Origin of the sequence: Rubrivivax sp. A210 (assembly GCF_904426505.1) — a bacterium.
GTDB lineage: Bacteria > Pseudomonadota > Gammaproteobacteria > Burkholderiales > Burkholderiaceae_C > Rubrivivax.
On the sequence record NZ_CAJGBN010000008.1, the window covers coordinates 68,531 to 86,856 of the forward strand.

Below are 18,326 nucleotides of genomic sequence, written 5' to 3' on the forward strand. Positions count from 1 at the left end.
GGGGGCGGCGCCACAATGGCGCTTTCAGCTCCACAGGCGCTCCATGGCCAACCTCATCGTCCACGGCGGCACGCCGCTCACCGGCCGCATCACGCCCTCGGCCAACAAGAACGCGGTGCTGCCCATCCTGTGCGCCACCCTGCTCACGCGCGAGCCGGTGCGGCTGCTGGGCATTCCGGAGATCACCGACGTGCGCAAGATCCTCGAGATCTTCCGCATGCTGGGCAGCGAGGTGGCGGTGGACTACGCAGCCGGCGTGCTCGACGTACACCACCGCGACACCCGCTTCGACCCCGCCCAGCACCACCTGCCCGAGGAGATGCGCTCGTCCATCATGCTGGTGCCGGGCCTGCTGGCGCGCTTCGGCGCGGCGCGCATCGAGAACGACGTGCAGGGCTGCACCCTGGGCGTGCGCGAGATCGATCCGCACGTCGAAGTGATGGAGCGCTTTGGCTGCAGCGTCGAGCGCCGGCCCGAGGCGCTGATCATGCGTGCCGACGCCGGCCTCAAGGCCAACCACCACTGGCTGGACTACGCCAGCGTCACCACGACCGAGAACTTCGTGCTCTGCGCCGCCCTGGCCCATGGCACGAGCACGCTGACGAACGCCGCCAGCGAGCCCCATGTGCAGGAGTTCTGCCACTTCATGGCCAAGCTGGGGGCGCAGATCGAGGGCATAGGTACGAGCCGGCTCACGGTACACGGCGTGGCGCGGCTGGGCGGGGGTGAATTCCGCTTCGCGGAGGACTTCCACGAGGCCGTCACCTTCCTGGCCCTGGGCGCCATCACCGGCGGCTGCATCACGGTCAAGAACTCGGCGCCCGAGCAGTTTCCGCTCATCGACCGCACCTTCGCCAAGTTCGGCGTCCAGGTGGTGCATGAGGGCGGCTGGTCGCACACGGTGGTCGACGGCCCGCTGCGCGTGAAGCAGCCCTTCACGCAGAACATCCTGCAGAAGATCGAGGCCGCGCCCTGGCCCTATGTGCCGGTGGACCTGCTGCCCATCTTCGTCGCGCTGGGCGTCAAGGCCGAGGGCAGCGTGATGTACTGGAACAAGGTCTACGAGGGCGCGATGGGCTGGACCAGCGAGCTGGGCAAGTTCGGCGGCCATGCCTTCATGGCCGACCCCCACCGCATCATCACCTTCGGCGGCAAGCCGCTGGTGCCGGCCGAGGTCGAGAGCCCCTACATCATCCGCGTGGCCATTGCGCTGCTGATGCTGGCGGCCAGCATCCCCGGCAAGAGCGTGATCCGCAACGCCACGCCGGTGCGGCGGGCCCACCCGCACTTTGCCGAGAACATCCGCGACCTGGGAGCGCAGATCGAGTGGGTGGATGGAGACTGAGAAACAAGCCTGCGCATGGCGCAGGCCAGGGAGATGACAAGATGAAGTGGACGAATTTCGTTGCCGCTGCGGCGGCCCTGCTGGCCCTGCACCTGGGCGCCGCCCGCGCCGCGCCGCCGGTGGCCGAGGTCGAGAACCAGCCCAGCGTGCTGCACGGCGTGACCGTGCCCGACCCCTACCGCTGGATGGAAGATGTGAAGTCGCCGCGCGCCCAGGCCTGGATGCAGGCCCAGGGCGATGCGACGCGGGCGCTGCTGGACCGCATTGAAGGGCGTGAGCAGATCGCCGCGCGGATGGCCGAGCTGTCGCGCGGCCGCGGCGATGTGCTGCGCGATCTGCTGCGCATGCCGGGCGACCGCCTCTATTACCTCAAGCGCGGCGCCGGCGAGAACCAGTACAAGCTGGTGATGCGCCAGGGCCTGGGCGGACCGGAACGGGTGCTGGTCGACCCGGCCGCCGAGACCGCCCGCACCGGCCAGCCCCACGCCATCAACCACTTCAAGCCCTCGTGGGACGGGCGCTACCTGGCCTATGGCCTGTCGGCCGGCGGCTCCGAGGACGCCGACCTGCGCGTGCTGGACATCGCCAGCGGCAAGGCCGTCGCCACGCCGCTGCCGCGCGTGCCCACGGCCGTGCACTGGTTGCCCGACAGCCGCGGCCTGCTCTTCAACCAGCTCAAGGAACTGGCGCCCGGCGAGCCGCAGACCGAGTTCTTCATGGACAGCCGCGTCTTCTTGTGGCGCCCGGCGGTCGGCGCGGCGCCACTGCCGGTGTTCGGTCGCACGGTCACCCCGGCGCTGGGCCTGGAGCGGCTGGACGTGGCCGAACTGATCACCGCGCCCTCCAGCCGCTGGGTGGTGGCGCGCACCACCGACACCACAGTGCCCGAGGGCAAGCTCTTCGTCGCCCCGGTGGCCGCGCTGGGCCGGCCCGGCATCCGGTGGCGCGCCATCGGCGAGCCGGCCGACAAGATGCAGGAGGTGGCGCTCAAGGCAGAGCGCCTGTTCGTGCTGACGCACGCCGGCGCGCCGCGCAAGCGCGTCGTCGCGGTCGACCTGAAGCGCGGCACGCTCAAGACCGCCGCCGAGGTGGCGGCCGAACCCGCCAGCGGCGTGCTCGAATGGATGCAGCTCACGCGCGGCGGCCTCGTGGTCGGCCACCGCACCGGCACCACGATACAGCCGCGCCGCCATGCCGCGGGTGATCGCGCCGGCCAGCTGGTGGCCTTGCCCGGGCCTGGGGCAGCCAGGCCCACCGATGCGCCGGCGGCCGATCACGATGACCTCATCCTGCGCTATGCCACCTGGTCGGACACCGACCGCCACCTGCGCCTGCAGGGCACGCGCACGGCCGAGCTGGCGCTGCGCAGCGAGGCGCCGGCGCCGCTGGCGCTGAAGCTGCAGGCGAGCGATGTCGAATTCGCCAGCCACGACGGCGTCAAGGTGCCGATGACGGTGCTGCACCGCGCAGGCCTGCCGCTGGATGGGCGCAACCCGGTGCTGGTGATCGGCTATGCCAGCTACGGCTTCTCGATGACGGCCGGCTTCTGGCCCGGCAATATCTCGTGGATGGAGCGCGGCGGCGTGATTGCGCTGGTCAACGCGCGTGGCAGCGGCGTACACGGCGAGGCCTGGCACCGCGCCGGCTTCAAGCAGACCAAGCGCAACACCTGGCTTGATGGCGTGGCGGCGGCACGCTGGCTCATCGCCCAGGGCTATGGCTCGGCGGCGACGATGACGGCCCTGGGCGGCAGCGCCGGCGGCATCTTCGTCGGCCGTGCCACCACCAGCGCGCCCGAGCTGTTTGCCGCCGCGGTCTACTCGGTGGGTGTGCTCGACGCCGTGCGCTCCGAAGAAAGCGCCAACGGCATCACCAACATCTCGGAGTTCGGCAGCGTCAAGAACGCCGGCGAGTTTGCGGCCCTGGTCGAGATGAGCACCTACCACGCCATCCGCGACGGCACGGCCTATCCCGGCGTGCTGCTGGTGCATGGCATGAACGACCCGCGCGTGGACGTCTGGCACAGCGCCAAGACGGCGGCGCGGCTGCAGGCCGCCAGCAGCAGCGGCCGCCCGGCCCTGCTGCGGCTGGACCTGCAGGCCGGCCACGGCGTGGGCAGCACCGTGAGCCAGCGCGACGCCGAGGAGGCCGACATCCAGGCTTTCTTGCTCTGGCAGACGGGCAAGCTCAAGCTCAGGGATTGAGCCGGCATGGCGAAGAAGGACAAGCACGTCAGCGAGACGCCGGCCACGCAGATGCTGCGCGCGGCCGGCATCGCCTACAGCGAGCACCCTTACGACTACGTGGACCACGGCGGCACGGCCGAGAGCGCGCGCCAGCTGGGCGTGCCCGAGCACGCGGTCGTCAAGACCCTGGTGATGCAGGACGAGAAGGCCCAACCCCTCATCGTGCTGATGCACGGTGACCGCCAGGTCAGCACCAAGAACCTGGCGCGCGAGATCGGCGCCAAGAGCGTGGAGCCCTGCAAGCCCGAGGTCGCCCAGCGCCACAGCGGCTACCTGGTGGGTGGCACCTCGCCCTTCGGCCTGCGCAAGGCCATCCCGGTCTACGTGGAGGCCTCGGTGCTTGATCTGCCGCGCATCTGCATCAATGGCGGCCGGCGCGGCTTTCTCGTGGGCATGGCGCCGCAGGTGCTGGTGGCGCTGCTGGGCGCCAAGCCGGTGCATTGCGCACTGGCGGGCTGAAGCCCGCCTGCGTTCTCCAGCGTCCGGCTGCCGAATCGATCAGGGCGCGGTCTCGGGCCGCGCGTCGTCGGCATGGATGTCCAGCGCTTCCAGAAACCGCGACACCATGTTGTAGGCGGCAATGGTGCCCACCAGCTCCACCACTTCGCGTTCGCCCAGCAGCGCGCGCAAGGCCTCGATCTGCACCCGCGGCACCTGGATCTCGCGCGTCATCGTGTCGGCCAGGGCCAGCGCCGCCTGTTGCAGCGGGCTGAAAAGCGCTGCAGCTGCACGCCAGTCGGCCAGCGCGGCCAGCTGGGCGGGGCTCAGGCCTTCCTGGATCGCGATGGGCGCGTGCTGCTGGGCTTCATAGGGCGCGCCGTTGAGATGGGCGATGCGCATGATGACCAGCTCGCGCAGCCCGCCGGCCAGTTGCAGGCGCTGGCGGACATTCGTCAGAAAGCCGAGCCAGCCCTCGGCCAGCGGCGGGCTGTGCAGCAGCATCTGGTACAGGTGCAGCACGCTGCCGCGCTCGGCCACGATGCGCTCGACCAGCGGCGCGGCCTCGGGGTGGGCGAGATCGGCATAGGGCAGGTGGGCCATGGCTTTGCGCCTTCTCAATCGGTCTTGATGCCGCTGGCCTTGACGACCTTGGCCCAGGTCTCGATCTGGCCCTCGATGAAGGCCTGGGCCGCCGCCGTGGTGTCGGCCGCGACCTCAATGCCCTGGGCCGCCAGCTTCTGCGCCACCTCGCCTTGTTGCAGCGCCTTGTTGATCTCCTCATTCATGCGCTTGACGATCTCCGGCGGCGTCTTCGCCGGCGCCAGCACGGCCCACCAGGCGGGCGCGTCGAAGCCGGCGTAGCCGTTCTCGGCAATGGTCGGCACCTCCGGCAGGTTGGCGCTGCGGCGGCTGGTGGTGACGGCCAGGGCGCGCAGGCGCTTGCTGTCGATGTGGGGCTTGGACAGGAAGACCGAGCCTATGGCCAGCGGCACATGGCCGGCGATGGCGTCGTTCATCAGTGGGCCGCCGCCGCGGTAAGGCACATGGTCCAGCGCCAGGCCGCCGCCCTGGGCCATCAGCGTGATGGCCAGGTGGCCCAGGCTGCCCGAGCCTATGCTGCCGTAGCCTATGCTTTTCGCGCTGCCGCCCTTGGCCGTTTTCACCACGTCGGCAAAGCTCTTGTAGGGCGAATCGGCAAAGGTGGTGAGCACCATGGCGCCCTTGCCGATCAGCGCCACCGCGGCCAGGTCCTTGCGTGTGTCGAAGGGCAGGCTGGCCTGCAGGCTGGGGTTGACGCCGTGGGTGTCGAAGACCACGGCGAAGGTGTAGCCGTCGGGCGGCGCGGCGGCCACGGCGGCCGTGCCGATGGAGCCCGAGGCCCCGCCCTTGTTGTCGACCACCACCGCCTGGCCCAGTTGCTGCTGCAGCACCGGCGCCAGGATGCGCGCCACCTGGTCGACCGAGCCGCCGGGCGGGAACACGGCCACCAGCTTGATGGGCTGCTTGGTCGGCCAGGCCTGGGCCAGGACCGATGCGGCGGGCAGCAGGGCTGACAGGCCGAGCAAGGCGCTGGCGGCAAGGCGCTGCCAGGGGTGGCTGGAATGGCGAAGCATGGGCAGGCCTTGTTCTGTGGGTGGTGACGCGGGCCAGTGTGCCCGCGCGCCTGCCGGCCTCCGGCCCAGGAAAACACGGGGCCGCCCCAGCACCGTCACCGCCGCCGCGGCGCCGCGCCGACTTAAACTCGTCCGGCCATGAACATCCTCGCCAACGCCGCCGCCGTGCTTGCCGGCTACCTGATCGGCTCGCTGTCCTTTGCCGTCATCGTCAGCCGCCTGATGGGCCTGGCCGATCCGCGCAGCTACGGCTCGGGCAACCCCGGGGCCACCAATGTGCTGCGCTCGGGCAATCGCGCCGCCGCCGTGGCCACGCTGGCGCTGGACGCGCTCAAGGGCTATCTGCCGGTGCTGGCGGTCTTGCTCTGGGGGCCGGCCTATGGCGTCGGCGAGACGGCCGCGGCCTTCGTGGGCCTGGCCGCTTTTGTGGGCCATCTGTGGCCGGTGTTCTTCCGCTTCCAGGGCGGCAAGGGCGTGGCCACGGCGGCCGGCGCGCTGCTGGCCATCAACCCCTGGCTGGGCGCGGCGACGCTGCTCACCTGGATCATCATCGCCGCCTTCTTCCGCTATTCCTCGCTCGCCTCGCTGGTGGCGGCCCTCTTCGCGCCCTTCTACCAGGCCCTGATCTGGGGCCTGGAGCCGCTGGTGCTGGCCCTGGTGCCGATGAGCCTGCTGCTGATCTGGCGCCACGAGGGCAATATCCGCAAGCTGTTGGCCGGCACCGAAAGCAAGCTGGGCCAGAAGGCCGCCGCGGCGCCGCCGCCCAAGGCCGCGCCCGCCCACCACGGCCACACCCATTCTCATCACCACTCCAAGCACCGCAAGGGACACCACTGACATGGTTCAACGATTCGACGTCGGCGCCCGCCTTTCCGAGATGGCCGTCCACAACGGCGTCTGCTACCTGGCCGGCCAGGTGGCCGCCGACGGCAGCCAGGACATCACCGGCCAGACGCGCCAGGTGCTGGCCGCCATCGACGCCCTGCTGGCGCGCGCCGGCAGCGACAAGAGCAAGCTGCTGCGCGTGCAGATCTTCATCAAGGACCTGGCCGACTTTCCGGCGCTCAACGCCGTCTGGGAAGCCTGGCTACCGGCCGGCGCCGCGCCGCCGCGGGCCACCGTCAAGGCCGACCTGGCCAAGCCGGAGTGGCTGGTCGAGATGGTGGTGACCGCGGCGCTCTGAAGCCTTGAAGACGACGCCGCGCGAATGGCTGGTGCTGGCGCTGCTGGTGCTGGCCGTGGGCGGCGCCAGCCAGTGGTGGGCCGGCCACCGGCGCAACGCCACCGCGGTCGAGTTGGCGGCGCTGGCGCGGCCGGGCGACATTCGCATGCTGGCGTCCGAAACCTGCGGCATCTGTGTGCTTGCCCGGCGGTGGTTTGCGGAGCACGGCATCCCGTTCAGCGAGTGCGTCATCGAGCGCGACCCGGCCTGCCGCGCCCAGTTCGAGGCCAGCCGCGCGCCCGGCACGCCCCTGATGCTGGTGCGTGGCAGCGTGGTGGTGGGCTTCGACCCGCAGCGCCTGCTTGCCGTGTTGCAGCAGCCGCCGCGGTTCAGCCTCAAGTCAGGATTTGACTTGCCGAAGTAGCGGGGTATGCACAAGCTGTACGCATCTCGGGCGCCGGGTGACACTCTGGCCGCCTACCTGGCCGCACTACTGGCCGGCGACAGGGATGCGGCGCTCGAGGCCGCGCTGGCGCCGGTGCGTGAAGGCGCCGACGTCCTTGACGTGCATACCGGCCTGCTGCAACCGGCCCTTGACGAGATCGGGCGCCTCTGGGAGACGGGAAGGGTCTCGGTGGCCGCCGAACATGTGGCCACGGCGATCACCCAGTTCGTCGTCGTGCGCCTTTACGCCTGGCTGGTGCGGCCGCCGACCCAGCATGGCCGCCTGTTGCTGACGGGCATCGAAGGTGAACACCACCAGCTTGGCGCCCACATGGTGGCCGACGCGCTGGAGTCCGATGGCTGGAACGTGCGCTTCCTCGGCTCGGATGTGCCGGCGGCCGATGTGATGCGCTGCGTCCATGATTTCCGCCCTCAGGTGCTGGGCATCTCCTGCACGATGCCAGCCAATCTGGGCCGGGTGGCCGTCCTCATCGACGCCTTGCGCCAGCGCCAGGGAGCCGACGCGCCCCCCACGCTCGTGGGCGGCGGCGCCTTCCGCCGCCTCGACGGTGAACGCGCGGCGCGTGCCGCCCGCGCCGATGCCTGGGCCCCCGACCTGCGCGCCGCAGTAACGGCGGCACGCACGCTGGTCACCGAGGCACCGGCGAGCCTCCGCCTGGTCGCCGGCGGGCGGTAGCAGCAGCGGCCATGCCTGAGTTTGAATGGGGCGCCAGCCCGGCTGTGGCCGATTGCGACAGCCTGCTCGAGCTGATGCGGCAGGCGCCCGAGATCGTCCAGTGGCGCACCGATGCCCTGGGCCGCCTGGTCGCCACCAATGCGGCGGCCATGGCTGCGGACGGCCCCGCCGCCCCCTGGCAGATCGGCCTCATGCTGGGCGAACTCGCGGCCCCAGCCGACGCGGCCTGGCTGATGGCCCTGCTGGCGCAGCCGCCGTCGCACCATGGCCCTCGCCTGCTCAACCTGCTCGATGCCTGCGGCCATCCCTACACGGTTCGCGGCGTGGTGGATGTCGGCCCGTCGGGCCTCACCCTGAGTGGCGTGTGTACGGTGCGGCACGAAGCCCTGCTGCGGGACGAACTGGTGCGGCGGAACAACGAGCTCTCGACCGTCACCCGCGAACTGGCGCGCCAGGGCTTCGCGCTGGAGCGCACGGTGCGCGAACTGCAGCTCCGCAATGACGAACTGGCACAGGCCAACGCCGAGATCGACCGCCTGGCCCGCACCGATCCCCTCACCGGGCTGCTCAACCGGCGCGCGCTGGAGGACGAATTGGCGCGCGAGATCGAGCGCACGCGCCGCCATCCCGCGCCGCTTTCGGTGGTGGAGTTCGATCTGGACCACTTCAAGCGCATCAACGACGTCTGGGGCCATGCCACCGGCGACCGGGCGCTGGTTCAGGTGTGCCGCCTCCTCCTGGCCGGCATCCGCCGGGTCGATGTGGCGATCCGCCTGGGCGGCGAGGAACTGTTGCTGGTGCTGCCGCAGACCGCCATCGGCGCCGCCATGTGCATTGCAGAACGCCTGCGCGAGGCGGTGGCCCGGCTCGACATCGAGGGCCTGCCCGAGCATGTGACGGCCAGTGTGGGCGTGGCGGCCCTGACGCGTGGCGAGAGCGCTGAATCGCTGCTGCGCCGGGCCGACCAGGCCATGTACCGGGCCAAGGCTGCCGGCCGCAACCGTGTGGTGCGGGCGGTGGGCAAGGCCCGCGCGGGCAGCGCCGGCTTGGCGCGGGGACTTCCGCCTACAGACCCAGCCGCGCCAACGGCCCGCGCCCCTGGCGGATGAGCTGCGGCTCGTCGCCGCTGAAATCGATGATCGTCGTCGGCTCGAGCGGGCAGGCGCCCGCGTCGACCACCGCCTGCACCAGCTTCTGGAAGCGGTCGCGGATCTCGGCCGCGTCGTTCAGCGGTTCGGTCTCGCCGGGCGGGATCAGCGTCGTCGCCAGCAGCGGTTCGCCGAAGAGGGCCAGCAGTTCCTGCGTCACCCGGTGCTCGGGCACGCGCAGGCCTATGGTGCGGCGGCTGGGGTGGGACAGGCGCCGCGGCACCTCTTTCGTGGCCTCGAGGATGAAGGTGTAGGGCCCCGGCGTGCCCAGCTTGAGCAGGCGGTACTGGCGGTTGTCGACGCGGGCGTAGCTGGCGAGCTCGCTCAGGTCCTTGCACAACAGCGTCAGGTGGTGCTTCTCGTCCACCTGGCGGATGCGCCGCAGCGCCTCGGCCGCGGCCTTGTCGTCGAGCCGGCACACCAGCGCATAGCTGCTGTCGGTGGGCACGGCGGCCACGCCGCCGGCCTGCAGGATCTGCGCCGCCTGCTTGAGCAGGCGGGGCTGCGGGTTCTGCGGGTGGACTTCGAAGAACTGCGACACCGGGCCGGGGCCTCCCTCAGGTGCTTGCTCGTCAGGCCGTGGCGACCGGAATCTTGCCGATGCGGCCCTGCCACTCGGCCGGGCCGGTGTTGTGGACGCTCACGCCCGCGGCGTCCACCGCCACCGTCACCGGCATGTCGGCCACGTCGAACTCGTAGATGGCTTCCATGCCGAGATCGGCAAAGCCCACCACCTTGGCGCCCTTGATGGCCTTGGCCACCAGGTAGGCGGCGCCGCCCACGGCCATCAGGTAGGCGCTCTTGTGCTTGCGGATGGCCTCGATGGCGGCGGGGCCGCGCTCGGCCTTGCCGACCATGCTGATGAGGCCGGTCTGGGCCAGCATCATCTCGGTGAACTTGTCCATGCGCGTGGCCGTGGTGGGGCCGGCCGGGCCGACGACCTCGTCGCGCACCGGGTCGACCGGGCCGACGTAGTAGATGACGCGGTTGGTGAAGTCCACCGGCAGCTTTTCGCCCTTGGCCAGCATGTCCTGGATGCGCTTGTGGGCGGCGTCGCGGCCGGTCAGCATCTTGCCGTTGAGCAGCAGGGTGTCGCCCGGCTTCCAGCTCGCCACCTGCTCGCGCGTGAGCGTGTTGAGGTCGACCTTCTTCGACTTGTTGTAGTCGGGCGCCCAGTTCACGTCGGGCCACAGGTCGAGGCTCGGCGCTTCGAGGTAGGCCGGGCCCGAACCGTCGAGCACCACATGGGCGTGGCGGGTGGCGGCGCAGTTGGGGATCATCGCCACCGGCTTGCTGGCGGCGTGCGTGGGGTAGGTGGCGATCTTGACGTCGAGCACCGTGGTCAGGCCGCCCAGGCCCTGCGCGCCAATGCCCAGCGCGTTGACCTTCTCGTAGAGCTCGATGCGCAACTCTTCCAGCTTGTTGGCCGGGCCGCGGGCCAGCAGCTCGTACATGTCCACCGGGTCCATCAGCACTTCCTTGGCCAGCAACATGGCCTTCTCGGCCGTGCCGCCCACGCCAATGCCCAGCATGCCCGGCGGACACCAGCCGGCGCCCATGGTGGGCACGGTCTTCATGACCCAGTCGACCAGGTTGTCGCTCGGGTTCATCATGATGAACTTGCTCTTGTTCTCGCTGCCGCCGCCCTTGGCCGCCACCGTGACATCGAGCTTGTCGCCCGGCACCACCGTCATGTGGATCACTGCCGGCGTGTTGTCCTTGGTGTTCTTGCGCTCGAAGATGGGGTCGGACAGCACCGAGGCGCGCAGCTTGTTGTCGCCGTCGAGATAGCCGCGGCGCACGCCCTCGTTGATGGCGTCTTCCAGCGAGCCCGAGAAGCCCTCGAAGCGCACGTCCATGCCGATCTTGAGGAAGACGTTGACGATGCCGGTGTCCTGGCAGATGGGCCGGCGGCCCTCGGCGCACATGCGGCTGTTGGTGAGGATTTGCGCGATGGCATCCTTGGCCGCCGGGCTCTGCTCGCGCTCGTAGGCGCGCGCCAGGTGGGCGATGTAGTCGGCCGGGTGGTAGTAGCTGATGTACTGCAGGGCGGCGGCGACGGTCTCGACGAGGTCGGCCTGGCGGATGGTGGTGGTCATGGGGCGGGCTCCGGTGTCAGTCGTGCGGCTTGCTGGGCGCCATCAGGCGGTCGGTGACGGCGATGGCCATCGCCGAGAGCAGGAAGGCGATGTGGATCAGGGTCTGCCACAGCAGCACCTTTTCCTCGTAGTTGGCGGCGTTGATGAATGTCTTGAGCAGGTGGATCGAGCTGATGCCGATGATGGCGGTGGCCAGCTTGACCTTGAGCACCGAGGCGTTGACGTGGCTCAGCCATTCCGGCTGGTCGGGGTGGCCTTCGAGGTTGAGGCGCGAGACGAAGGTCTCGTAGCCGCCGACGATGACCATGATGAGCAGGTTGCTGATCATCACCACGTCGATCAGCGCCAGCACCACCAGCATGATGATGGTTTCGTTGAGCGAGGTGACGGCGGCGTCGCTCTTGTAGCCGATGCTGCTCACCAACTTGGCCAGCGCCGCGGTGTTGCCGAAGGCAGCCTCGACCAGGTGGACCAGCTCGACCCAGAAATGCACCACGTAGACGCACTGCGCCACGATCAGGCCCAGGTACAGCGGCACCTGCAGCCAGCGGCTGGAGAAGATCAACCGGGGCAAAAGGCCGGGCAGGGGAGTTGGGTTCATGCGCCTTCGATGCGGTTCGGTGTGGAGGGGGTCGGGGCCCAGGCTGGGGCAGGGGGAAAAGCCCTGGCCGGGAAATTGTAGATGCCGCACCATGGCGCAGTCGCACGCTACCGTAAGGGGTCCGTCAGAGCGGACCCTTAGCTTTCGCGCTCTCAGACCGCCCCCTAAATCCGCATCGCAGGAGACAAACATGGCCCAGGATCAAGCAACCGAGTTGAAGACACACGAACCGCCCGCCTCGCTGGTGGCCGGCGCCCGCGTGTCGGGCATGGCCGCCTACGACGCCCTGTGCGCCGAGGCCGACCGTGACTACGAGGGCTACTGGGCGCGCCTGGCGCGCGAGTTCGTGACCTGGAAGACGCCCTTCACCAAGGTGCTCGACAGCAGCAACGCGCCTTTCTTCAAGTGGTTCGAGGACGGCACGCTCAACGTCAGTTACAACTGCCTCGACCGCAACGTCGAGCGCGGCCTGGGCGACAAGACGGCCATCATCTTCGAGGCCGACGACGGCGCCGTGACCAAGGTCAGCTACGCCGAGCTGCTGGCCAAGGTGAGCCAGTTCGCCAACGCGCTGAAGGCGCGCGGCGTCAAGAAGGGTGACCGCGTCGTCATCTACATGAGCATGAGCGTCGAAGGCGTGGCCGCGATGCAGGCCTGTGCCCGCATCGGCGCCATCCACTCGGTGGTCTTCGGCGGCTTCAGCGCCCAGAGCGTGCGCGACCGCGTGCAGGACGCCGGCGCGGTGATGATCATCACCGCCGACGAGCAGCTGCGCGGCGGCAAGAGCCTGCCGCTGAAGGCCATCGTCGACGAGGCCATCGGCCTGGGCGGCTGCGAGACCATCCAGAACGTCATCGTCTTCAAGCGCACCGGCGGCAACATCGCCTGGAACCCGGCGCGCGACCGCTGGCTGCACGAAGAGCTGGCCGGCCAGAGCACCACCTGCGAGCCCGAATGGGTGGGCGCCGAGCATCCGCTGTTCCTGCTTTACACCAGCGGCTCCACCGGCAAGCCCAAGGGCGTGCAGCACAGCACCGGCGGCTACCTGCTGCATGCGGCGCTGACCACGGCCTGGACCTTCGACCTCAAGCCCGACGACGTGTTCTGGTGCACCGCCGACATCGGCTGGGTCACCGGCCACAGCTACATCACCTACGGCCCGCTGGCCCTGGGCGGCACCGAGATCGTGTTCGAGGGCGTGCCCACCTACCCCGACGCGGCGCGCTTCTGGAAGACCATCGAAAAGCACAAGGTCAGCATCTTCTACACCGCGCCCACCGCCATCCGCTCGCTCATCAAGGCGGCCGAAGGCAATGCCGCGGTGCACCCGAACAAGAGCGATCTGTCCAGCCTGCGCATCCTGGGCTCGGTGGGCGAGCCCATCAACCCGGCCGCCTGGGAGTGGTATTACCTGCATGTGGGCGGCGGCCGCTGCCCCATCGTCGACACCTTCTGGCAGACCGAGACCGGCGGCCACGTCATCACCCCGATGCCGGGCGCCACGCCCATGGTGCCGGGCTCGTGTACGCTGCCCTTCCCGGGCATCACCGCGGCCATCGTCGATGAGACCGGCGCCGACGTGCCCCACGGCAGCGGCGGCATCCTGGTCATCAAGAAGCCCTGGCCCAGCATGATCCGCACCATCTGGGGCGACGGCGACCGCTTCGTCAAGAGCTACTACCCGCCCGAGCTGAAGGGCTACTACCTGGCTGGCGACGGCGCCATCCGCGACGCCAAGACCACCTACTTCACCATCACCGGCCGCATCGACGACGTGCTCAACGTCTCCGGTCACCGCATGGGCACGATGGAGATCGAGAGCGCCCTCGTCAGCTGCACCGACCTGGTGGCCGAGGCCGCCGTGGTGGGCCGCCCCGACGACACCACCGGCGAGGCCATCTGCGCCTTCGTCGTGCTCAAGCGCAGCCGCCCCACCGGCGACGAAGCCAAGAAGATTGCCACCGAGCTGCGCAACTGGGTCGCCAAGGAAATCGGCCCCATCGCCAAGCCCAAGGACATCCGCTTCGGCGACAACCTGCCCAAGACGCGCAGCGGCAAGATCATGCGCCGCCTGCTGCGCAGCATCGCCAAGGGCGAGGCCATCACCCAGGACACCAGCACGCTGGAGAACCCGGCCATCCTGGATCAGCTGACGCAAGCCAACTGACGGGGCGCGCGGCGCGCAAGAGCGCGCTGCCCACACATCGAAGGCCCGGCCTGCACGCCTGCAGGCCGGGCCTTTTCCTTTACTTGACCGTCAGCACCCAGGCCGCCAGCCGCCGCGCCTCGTCTTGCGACACGCGGGGGTTGGCCGCCATCGGCACCGGGCCCCAGCCACCGCCGCCGCCCTGGATGATCTTCTTCGCCAGCAGCGGCTCGGCGCCGGGCTTGCCGGCATAGCGCGCCGCCACATCCTTGAACGCGGGGCCGACGATCTTGCGGTCCAGGCCGTGGCAGTTCAGGCAGTTGCGCTCGCGCGCCAGTTCGGGGTTGGCCCGGGCAGGGCCCGCGGCGGTCAGGATCAGCAGCAGCAGCGCCATGGCCGCTTGCGCTACATTGCCGCCAGGAGAGATCGTCGTCATGCCCATGGTCGTGCTCGGATTGCTGCTGGTGGGGCTCAAGGTCGCCGAGTTCGGCCCCTTTGCCAACTGGCCCTGGTGGGGCGTGCTGCTGCCCTTCGGCCTGGCCATCGTGTGGTGGGAGTTCGCCGACGGCAGCGGCCTGACCAAGCGTCGTGCGATCGAGAAGATGGAAAAGCGCAAGGAAGAGCGGCGCGACCGCGCTCTCGAGGCGCTGGGCCTCAACACGCGGCACCAAAAGCAGGTAACCAAGGTGCGCGAGGCCAAGGCCCGCACCGCGTCCTCGGCCGATCCGACCCAGGCCGACACCCGGCCGCCCGAGCCGCCGCGGCGCGATCCGCGGCTCTGAGCCCGGCCGGATCAGTCACCGTCCAGCACCGCGCCGCGGCTGGCGCTGGAAGCGTTCTTGGCAAACTTCGCCAGCACGCCGCGCGTGTAGCGCGGGCCCGGCTGCACCCAGGCGGCGCGGCGGCGCGCGATCTCGGCCTCGGCCACATCCAGCTGCAGCAGCAGGCGGTGGGCGTCGATGGTGATGGTGTCGCCCTCGTGTACCAGCGCGATCAGGCCGCCCGCGTAGGCCTCGGGCGCGACATGGCCGACCACCATGCCCCAGGTGCCGCCCGAGAAGCGGCCGTCGGTGATCAGGCCCACGCTCTCGCCCAGCCCCTGGCCGATCAGCGCGCCGGTGGGCGCCAGCATCTCCGGCATGCCGGGGCCGCCCTTGGGGCCCAGGTAGCGCAGCACCATCACGTCGCCGGCGACGATCTTGCCGGCCATGATGGCGGCCAGCGCGCTCTGCTCGTCGTCGAACACGCGCGCCGGGCCGGTGATGACCGGGTTCTTGAGCCCGGTGATCTTGGCCACGCAGCCCTCGGGGCTGAGATTGCCCTTGAGGATGGCCAGGTGGCCCTCGGCATAGATCGGCTTGGTCACCGGGCGGATCACGTCCTGATCCTTGCGCAGCGGCGCCAGGCCGGCCAGGTTCTCGGCCACGGTCTTGCCGGTGATGGTGATGCAGTCGCCGTGGATGAGGCCGGCGTCGAGCAACTCCTTCATCACCGCCGGGATGCCGCCGGCGCGGTGCAGGTCGATGGCCAGGTAGCGCCCGCTGGGCTTGAGATCGCACAGCACCGGCACCTTGCGGCGCACGCGCTCGAAGTCGTCGATGGTCCACGGCACCTCGGCCGCGTGGGCGATGGCCAGGAAGTGCAGCACGGCATTGGTGCTGCCGCCGGTGGCCATGATCACCGCCACGGCGTTCTCGATCGCCTTCTTGGTGACGATGTCGCGCGGCTTCAGGTCGGCCTTCACTGCGTCCACCAGCGCCCGCGCCGCGGCTGCGGTGTGGGCGACGATGGGGTCTTCGACATTGGCCATGGTGCTGGCAAAGGGCAGGCTCATGCCCAGGGCCTCGAAGGCGCTGCTCATGGTGTTGGCGGTGTACATGCCGCCGCAGCTGCCGCTGCCGGGGATGGCGCGCCGCTCGATCTGGCAGAAGTCTTCCTCGCTCATCTTGCCGGCGCTGAACTGGCCCACGGCCTCGAAGACGCTGACGATGTTGAGATCCTGGTCCTTGTAGCGGCCCGGCAGGATGGTGCCGCCGTAGACGTAGATGGCCGGCACATTGGCGCGCAGCATGCCCATCATGCCGCCGGGCATGTTCTTGTCGCAGCCGCCGATGACGAGCACGCCGTCCATCCACTGGCCGCCGACGCAGGTTTCCACGCAGTCGGAGATGACCTCGCGGCTGACCAGGCTGTACTTCATGCCCTCGGTGCCCATCGCCATCCCGTCGGAAATCGTGGGCGTGCCGAAGATCTGCGGGTTGGCGCCGGCTGCCTCGAGCGCATCCACCGCCGCATCGGCCAGCTTCTGCAGCCCCGAGTTGCAGGGCGTGATGGTGCTGTGCCCGTTGGCCACGCCGATCATGGGCTTGCCGAAGTCGCCCTCGGTATAGCCCATGGCGTAGTACATGCTGCGGTTGGGCGCGCGGGCCACGCCTTCGGTGATGTTCTTCGAGCGGCGGTTGCTGGTGGTCATCGGGGCATCCTTGGTGAGCAGCCGGGAGTTTAGCCAGCCCGCCGAAGGCGCCGTCGGTACAGCAGGCGTCGGGGACGCGGCAGGCGCCGTACACAATGGCGGCTGTCCCAGCCCGGAGCCCATCGATGCTCGTGCATCCGCAGTTCGACCCCGTCGCCCTGGCCCTCGGGCCCTTGCGCATCCACTGGTACGGGCTTACCTACCTGGCCGCCTTCGGCCTTTTTCTCTGGTTGGGCGCACGCCGCGTGCGCCTGCCGCATTACGCCGCCGCCGGCTGGACGCGGCGCGACATCGAGGACATGCTGTTCTACGGCGTGCTGGGCGTGGTGCTGGGCGGGCGCATCGGCTATGCGCTGTTCTACAAGCCGGGCGACTACCTGGCCCATCCGCTGGACATCCTGATGGTGTGGAAGGGCGGCATGTCCTTCCACGGCGGCTTGATCGGCGTCACGGCGGCGATGGCCTGGTTCGCGCGGGCGCGCAAGCGCTCCTTCCTGCAGGTGATGGACGTGGTGGCGCCCTGCGTGCCCACCGGCCTTGCGGCGGGCCGCATCGGCAACTTCATCAACGGCGAGTTGTGGGGTCGCGCGGCCGACCCGGCGCTGCCCTGGGCGATGGTGTTTCCGCAGAGCGGCAGCGCGCTGCCGCGCCACCCCTCGCAGCTCTACCAGTTCGCGCTTGAAGGCCTGCTGCTGTTTGCCCTGCTGTGGCTGTACGCGCGGCGTGAACGCGCCACCGGCCAGGTGGCGGCGGCCTTCGTGGCCGGCTACGGCGTGCTGCGCTTCGTGGCCGAGTACTTCCGCGAGCCCGATGCCTTCCTGGGCGTGCTGGCCCTGGGCATGAGCATGGGCCAATGGCTGTGCCTGCCGATGATCTTCGGCGGCGCCGCGCTCTGGGCCTGGTTCGGGCGCAGCCGGGTAGCATGAGGCCATGAGACAGATCTTCCTCGACACCGAGACCACCGGCCTCAACCCCGACCAGGGCGACCGCCTGATCGAGATCGGCTGCATCGAGATGATCGACCGCCGGGCCACCGGCGTGAACCTGCACCGCTACGTCAACCCGCAGCGCAGCAGCCACCCCGACGCGCTGCGCGTCCACGGCATCACCGACGAGTTCCTGGCCGACAAGCCGCTTTTCGCCGACATTGCCGACGAGTTGCTGGCCTACCTGGCCGGCGCCGAGATCGTGATCCACAACGCCGCCTTCGACGTCGGCTTCATCGACGCCGAACTCGCCCGCCTGGGCCGCGGCCGCCTGGCCGGGCAAGTCGCGCGCATCACCGACAGCCTGACGCTGGCGCGCGAGACCTTCCCCGGCAAGAGCAACTCGTTGGACGCGCTGTGCAAGCGGCTCGAGGTCGACAACAGCCAGCGCGAACTGCACGGCGCCCTGCTCGACGCCGGCCTGCTGGCCGAGGTCTACCTGCGCATGACGCGCGGCCAGAAATCGCTGGTCATCGACAGCGAAGAAGCTTCGCGCGGCCCGGCGGCCGTCGAGGCCATCGACCTGGGTTCCATCGCGCTGCCGGTGCTGGCCGCCAGCGCCGAGGAAGAGCAGGCGCACCAGGCCCTGCTGGCCGAGATCGACAAGGCCAGCGGCGGCAAGACCTTGTGGCGCCGCTTGGAGGCCGCGTGAGTCATGGCATAATCTTTGGCTCACCGGATCGGTAAACAGATTCCGGGCGGTTAGCTCAGCGGTAGAGCACTGCCTTCACACGGCAGGGGTCGCAGGTTCGAACCCTGCACCGCCCACCAGACAAAAGCCCTGCAAGTTCAACAGCTTGCAGGGCTTTTTCTTTGGGCGCAACGGGCCCATCGGCGGGCCCGGTGCAAGGCGCTGGGGCAAGGCGCTGGTGCAACCAACGGCGGCGGCCAAGGCTTTCGAGGGCTCTGCGCTGGGGCGGCCAGC

19 protein-coding genes and 1 tRNA gene are annotated in these 18,326 nt (G+C 69.7%); 13 read left to right on the forward strand and 7 right to left on the reverse strand.

The features are described from left to right. The first annotated feature begins 43 nt into the window (after positions 1-43). The 3 genes from JMV16_RS07290 to ybaK are packed head-to-tail and all read left to right on the forward strand — an operon-like array spanning position 44 to position 4,050. Positions 44-1,345: a UDP-N-acetylglucosamine 1-carboxyvinyltransferase gene (locus JMV16_RS07290; protein WP_201493585.1), complete on the forward strand. Its 1,302-nt coding sequence runs from the start codon at positions 44-46 to the stop codon at positions 1,343-1,345. Between the two features lie 41 nt (positions 1,346-1,386). Then, positions 1,387-3,549, forward strand: a complete 2,163-nt coding sequence (locus tag JMV16_RS07295; RefSeq protein ID WP_201493587.1) for a prolyl oligopeptidase family serine peptidase — start codon at positions 1,387-1,389, stop codon at positions 3,547-3,549. Between the two features lie 6 nt (positions 3,550-3,555). Beyond that, on the forward strand, positions 3,556-4,050 hold the full coding sequence (gene ybaK, locus JMV16_RS07300; protein WP_201493589.1) for a Cys-tRNA(Pro) deacylase: 495 nt from the start codon (positions 3,556-3,558) through the stop codon (positions 4,048-4,050). A gap of 39 nt (positions 4,051-4,089) precedes the next feature. Here the strand turns inward: ybaK and JMV16_RS07305 are convergent, their stop codons facing one another. Then, the gene (locus tag JMV16_RS07305) at positions 4,090-4,632 is read right to left on the reverse strand and encodes a carboxymuconolactone decarboxylase family protein (RefSeq protein WP_201493590.1); all 543 of its coding nucleotides are present in this window, start codon (positions 4,630-4,632) and stop codon (positions 4,090-4,092) included. Positions 4,633-4,646: 14 nt separating this feature from the next. Then, positions 4,647-5,645 (reverse strand): tripartite tricarboxylate transporter substrate binding protein, encoded by a 999-nt coding sequence (locus tag JMV16_RS07310; protein ID WP_201493591.1) that lies wholly within the window; start codon positions 5,643-5,645, stop codon positions 4,647-4,649. 138 nt (positions 5,646-5,783) lie between these two features. On the opposite strand from JMV16_RS07310, the gene plsY reads away from it, so the two are divergent. From plsY to JMV16_RS07335, 5 genes are read left to right on the forward strand one after another with little or no spacing between them, the layout of a single operon-like run. Then, positions 5,784-6,482, forward strand: a complete 699-nt coding sequence (gene plsY / locus JMV16_RS07315; RefSeq protein ID WP_201493592.1) for a glycerol-3-phosphate 1-O-acyltransferase PlsY — start codon at positions 5,784-5,786, stop codon at positions 6,480-6,482. Position 6,483: 1 nt separating this feature from the next. Beyond that, complete coding sequence (locus JMV16_RS07320) at positions 6,484-6,828, forward strand: RidA family protein (RefSeq protein ID WP_201493593.1); 345 nt, start codon at positions 6,484-6,486, stop codon at positions 6,826-6,828. A 4-nt stretch (positions 6,829-6,832) separates the two neighbouring features. Then, positions 6,833-7,231 carry a glutaredoxin family protein gene (locus tag JMV16_RS07325; protein ID WP_201493594.1) on the forward strand — a complete coding sequence of 133 codons (399 nt, stop codon included), beginning with the start codon at positions 6,833-6,835 and terminating at the stop codon, positions 7,229-7,231. Between the two features lie 6 nt (positions 7,232-7,237). Next, positions 7,238-7,948 (forward strand): B12-binding domain-containing protein, encoded by a 711-nt coding sequence (locus JMV16_RS07330; RefSeq protein ID WP_201493595.1) that lies wholly within the window; start codon positions 7,238-7,240, stop codon positions 7,946-7,948. Positions 7,949-7,959: 11 nt separating this feature from the next. After that, positions 7,960-9,057 carry a GGDEF domain-containing protein gene (locus JMV16_RS07335; protein ID WP_201493596.1) on the forward strand — a complete coding sequence of 366 codons (1,098 nt, stop codon included), beginning with the start codon at positions 7,960-7,962 and terminating at the stop codon, positions 9,055-9,057. Here JMV16_RS07335 and JMV16_RS07340 read toward each other — a convergent pair. Genes JMV16_RS07340 through JMV16_RS07350 form a run of 3 tightly spaced genes read right to left on the reverse strand, consistent with a single transcriptional unit; the run spans position 9,014 to position 11,796 of the window. Beyond that, positions 9,014-9,637, reverse strand: a complete 624-nt coding sequence (locus JMV16_RS07340) for an L-threonylcarbamoyladenylate synthase (RefSeq protein ID WP_201493597.1) — start codon at positions 9,635-9,637, stop codon at positions 9,014-9,016. The two genes, JMV16_RS07335 and JMV16_RS07340, sit on opposite strands and share 44 nt — an antisense overlap. A 31-nt stretch (positions 9,638-9,668) precedes the next feature. After that, complete coding sequence (locus JMV16_RS07345; RefSeq protein WP_201493598.1) at positions 9,669-11,195, reverse strand: fumarate hydratase; 1,527 nt, start codon at positions 11,193-11,195, stop codon at positions 9,669-9,671. A gap of 16 nt (positions 11,196-11,211) precedes the next feature. Beyond that, positions 11,212-11,796, reverse strand: coding sequence for a TIGR00645 family protein (locus JMV16_RS07350; protein WP_201493599.1), 585 nt, complete (start codon positions 11,794-11,796; stop codon positions 11,212-11,214). 190 nt (positions 11,797-11,986) lie between these two features. Between JMV16_RS07350 and acs the strand changes: the two genes are divergently transcribed. Then, entirely contained in the window at positions 11,987-13,963 is a 1,977-nt protein-coding gene (acs, locus tag JMV16_RS07355; RefSeq protein WP_201493600.1) for an acetate--CoA ligase, read from the forward strand. Between the two features lie 79 nt (positions 13,964-14,042). Here acs and JMV16_RS07360 read toward each other — a convergent pair whose 3' ends face one another. Beyond that, a complete protein-coding gene (locus JMV16_RS07360; RefSeq protein WP_236580399.1) occupies positions 14,043-14,378 on the reverse strand; it encodes a c-type cytochrome in 336 nt (111 codons plus the stop codon). Between JMV16_RS07360 and JMV16_RS07365 the strand changes: the two genes are divergently transcribed. Continuing rightward, a complete protein-coding gene (locus tag JMV16_RS07365; RefSeq protein ID WP_201493601.1) occupies positions 14,377-14,724 on the forward strand; it encodes a TIGR04438 family Trp-rich protein in 348 nt (115 codons plus the stop codon). The genes JMV16_RS07360 and JMV16_RS07365 overlap by 2 nt on opposite strands. 11 nt (positions 14,725-14,735) lie before the next feature. Here JMV16_RS07365 and ilvD read toward each other — a convergent pair whose 3' ends face one another. Then, a complete protein-coding gene (gene ilvD, locus JMV16_RS07370) occupies positions 14,736-16,415 on the reverse strand; it encodes a dihydroxy-acid dehydratase (RefSeq protein ID WP_201493602.1) in 1,680 nt (559 codons plus the stop codon). A 125-nt stretch (positions 16,416-16,540) separates the two neighbouring features. On the opposite strand from ilvD, the gene lgt reads away from it, so the two are divergent. The 3 genes from lgt (at position 16,541) to JMV16_RS07385 (ending at position 18,172) form a co-directional block, all read left to right on the forward strand. Next, positions 16,541-17,341: a prolipoprotein diacylglyceryl transferase gene (lgt, locus tag JMV16_RS07375; RefSeq protein WP_201493603.1), complete on the forward strand. Its 801-nt coding sequence runs from the start codon at positions 16,541-16,543 to the stop codon at positions 17,339-17,341. Between the two features lie 4 nt (positions 17,342-17,345). Continuing rightward, positions 17,346-18,053 carry a DNA polymerase III subunit epsilon gene (gene dnaQ / locus JMV16_RS07380; protein ID WP_201493604.1) on the forward strand — a complete coding sequence of 236 codons (708 nt, stop codon included), beginning with the start codon at positions 17,346-17,348 and terminating at the stop codon, positions 18,051-18,053. A 44-nt stretch (positions 18,054-18,097) separates the two neighbouring features. Next, positions 18,098-18,172 (forward strand) — tRNA-Val (locus tag JMV16_RS07385). Positions 18,173-18,326 lie beyond the last annotated feature (154 nt).